The sequence below is a fragment of the Pseudomonas sp. NFACC16-2 genome (assembly GCF_900119205.1).
Classification (GTDB): domain Bacteria; phylum Pseudomonadota; class Gammaproteobacteria; order Pseudomonadales; family Pseudomonadaceae; genus Aquipseudomonas; species Aquipseudomonas fluorescens_Q.
Genome location: NZ_FPIX01000084.1, coordinates 1 through 2976 on the forward strand (window position 1 = coordinate 1; position 2976 = coordinate 2976).

The 2976-nt window shown below is 53.6% G+C and carries 4 protein-coding genes and 3 tRNA genes; all 7 read right to left on the bottom strand.

Features of this window, described 5'->3' with window-relative positions:
• Positions 1-125: GTP-binding protein (locus BT116_RS29950; protein WP_007925961.1), on the bottom strand; the 125-nt coding region annotated here is incomplete at its 3' end.
• An 84-nt stretch (positions 126-209) separates the two neighbouring features.
• A tRNA-Thr gene (locus BT116_RS29955) sits at positions 210-285 on the bottom strand.
• Positions 286-311: 26 nt separating this feature from the next.
• Positions 312-385 (bottom strand) — tRNA-Gly (locus BT116_RS29960).
• 24 nt (positions 386-409) lie between these two features.
• A tRNA-Tyr gene (locus tag BT116_RS29965) sits at positions 410-494 on the bottom strand.
• A 142-nt stretch (positions 495-636) separates the two neighbouring features.
• The gene (locus BT116_RS29970) at positions 637-1092 is read right to left on the bottom strand and encodes a hypothetical protein (RefSeq protein WP_063324138.1); all 456 of its coding nucleotides are present in this window, start codon (positions 1090-1092) and stop codon (positions 637-639) included.
• A gap of 8 nt (positions 1093-1100) precedes the next feature.
• A complete protein-coding gene (locus BT116_RS29975) occupies positions 1101-1850 on the bottom strand; it encodes a pantothenate kinase (protein ID WP_072349388.1) in 750 nt (249 codons plus the stop codon).
• A complete protein-coding gene (gene birA, locus BT116_RS29980; protein WP_072349390.1) occupies positions 1840-2796 on the bottom strand; it encodes a bifunctional biotin--[acetyl-CoA-carboxylase] ligase/biotin operon repressor BirA in 957 nt (318 codons plus the stop codon). The genes BT116_RS29975 and birA overlap by 11 nt, the downstream gene beginning before the upstream one ends.
• Between the last annotated feature and the right edge of the window lie 180 nt (positions 2797-2976).

A 2976-nucleotide genomic window follows, 5' to 3' on the forward strand; every position in this document is an offset into this window, starting at 1 on the left:
GAACCGAAAACTTCGGAGCAGACACGGGTCAGAGCAGCGGTCAGCGTGGTTTTACCGTGGTCAACGTGACCGATGGTGCCAACGTTGACGTGCGGCTTATTACGTTCGAACTTTTCCTTAGCCATCGAAATCACCCCTAGGAGAAGAATTTAGCGAGTCACACAAGCCATTAAAACAAAGGCAGATATTTTCATATCTGCCTTGTTATATGGAGCTCTTGAGCGGATTTGAACCGCTGACCTCACCCTTACCAAGGGTGTGCTCTACCAACTGAGCTACAAGAGCGAAACACTTTGCACAACCTGCAAACTTGGAGCGGGTAGCGGGAATCGAACCCGCATCATCAGCTTGGAAGGCTGAGGTTCTACCACTAAACTATACCCGCGGAGCTTGCAGCTCACGCTAAAAATGGTGGAGGGGGAAGGATTCGAACCTTCGAAGTCGTAGACGTCAGATTTACAGTCTGATCCCTTTGGCCGCTCGGGAACCCCTCCTAAGCGAGCCGGCATTCTATATCATGCCAGCCTTCTGTCAAGCATTTTCTCATTAAAAACCTGAGGTTAGCTGCGTTGACGTCGCTCCGTACCGCTAACCTTTAAAGGTCTTCGCTGCGAAGCGGGCGCCATTCTATGCAAACTACCCAGCGGGTGCAACCCCCTCGCACGGCATTATTTTATGTTTTAACTCATTGAATTCTTTAGAAAGGTTTTGAAGCAACGCTTCATTCACCTTTCCCACGCTTTCCTGGGAAACCTGAACCCAGAATCCCCCACCCTCAGGGGCATTTGGCGAGTTCGGCGCAGCAGAACGACTTACGACGCCCGAGGCAGCCAATCGCTGCTCCAACTGCCTGGCCAGCTCCGGACGAACAAAACCACCCAAGTAAACACAAGTCTTTTGCGCCTCACCAGATTTACCCAGGTCGCGCCTGACAAGCGCATCCGCCGTTTCGCTCAACAGGTGAATATCCTGCTGCGAACCGCGGTACAAACTGAGCGGAGTCACATCCTTGGCGCGAAGCGGGGCCTCCTGCTGATGCCAGATATAGTAGAAGACATTCAAAACCAGCAACAACAGAAACAACCACCGCATAGAAAACCTCAAGACAAGGGACAGGCCATCGCCAAACCGACAAAAACCAGGTCGGGCACCACCTTGGCATCAGGAACAACCCCGGCAACCAGATTGGCGTCTCCACCCGTGAGAAACACCACGAAATCCTCCCCCCAATATTGCTGCGCCAATTCAAGCTGAGTCAGGACAAACCCCCTGAGCATCAGCATGCAACCGCGCTCGACCGCTTCGACAGTTGTCCGACCTGGAGCGAGACTCTCATGGGCACGCTCGGCAGCCATATCGTCATAGCGAATTCTTCGCGTATGAGTACGCAGCTGATTACGCATCAAAGGCATGCCCGGACAAATGAATCCGCCGAGATGCTCACCATCCGCCGCCACAAAATCAGCCGTAATGGCAGTACCGAAATCAAGGACCAGGCACGCGCCTGAAGCAAGATGGTACCCACCCAGCAAGGCCAACCATCGATCAAGCCCCAACCGCTCGTAATCCTGGTAGCCGTTTTTCACCCCCGCCATTTCTAGGGCAGGCACAGCGCGGGTCACCGACACCCCAAATACATCAACGAGAGAGGCGACCAATGAATCCGTCTCCTCCGGAGTCCTTACACTAACAAGACGACATTTCTTGAGTTGAAACTTCTCGGCATGGCTCAGGCTCACCAGCAAATCGCTGTCAGAGCTGACCACGCCACCTTCGACCGGCGTCACCCCATCGGCACGAAGAACACGCCATTTGATAAAGCTATTGCCGCAGTCAAGCTCAAGAATCATCACGCAACCTCAGGCTGAGCTCACCACCGCTAAAGTTTTTTTCCACACCGTCTACCTTCAAACGCAGCGCACCCTGGTGATCAATGCCCAGCACAATACCGTCAATTTTATTGACACCGGCAATCAAGGAAACAGCCCTACCCTGCCAAAGATGGTGTTGCTCCCACTCCGACTGTATTGCGGCAAACCCCGATGCGTGATGAAGCCCCAGATAGTGCTGAAGCTTCGCACCCAATCGTGCCACCAGCTCATTTCGATCAAAATCCCTTCCTGCCTCAAGACACATGGATGTCCATTGCTGGTCGACCTCTTCAGTCGATTGCATATTCACATTTATCCCCACGCCAAGGACAACGTGGCAAACGTCCGCAGGATCCCCCACCAACTCAAGCAAGATGCCGGCGATCTTTTTCTCTCCCACCAGGACATCATTAGGCCATTTCAGCCCCGCCTCAGCGATCCCCATATCGCGCAGAGCATGCATGACAGCAAGCCCGACGATCAGGCTCAGCCCTTCGATCTGTCGCATACCGCCGTCAATGCGTAGCACTAGGCTGTGGTAGAGGTTTTCGGCGAACGGACTGACCCACTTACGACCACGACGACCACGACCAGCGATCTGCCTCTCGGCCAAAACCATGAACGGCGCCGCCGCCCCACGCTCGATCAAACGCAGCGCCTCGGCGTTGGTCGAGTCGATAGCGTCAAAGATATGGACAGGCCACTCGCGAAGGCCTTTTGCGCAAATCTCTGCAGCATCCAAAAGCACCAGTGGCTTAGCCAACTGATACCCCCTACCTCGAACCTTATGAACAGACAGCCCTATTTCTGCTTCCAAATGCTGTAATTGCTTCCATACAGCACTACGACTGATACCCAGCGCAGCACCCAGCGCCTGCCCTGAATGAAAGCGACCATCCTTCAGAAGTTTTAGCAACGTGAGCATGCGGACTGCGCCCTGATAATGAGGCCCGCATGATAGCCATGCGCAAGACGGTTGCATAGAAACACAAAACGACTTTCCCGCGGACAAAAACAAAACCCCTACCTGCATCAGCAGATAGGGGTTTCGGAATTTAATCTTGACGATGACCTACTCTCACATGGGGAAACCCCACACTACCAT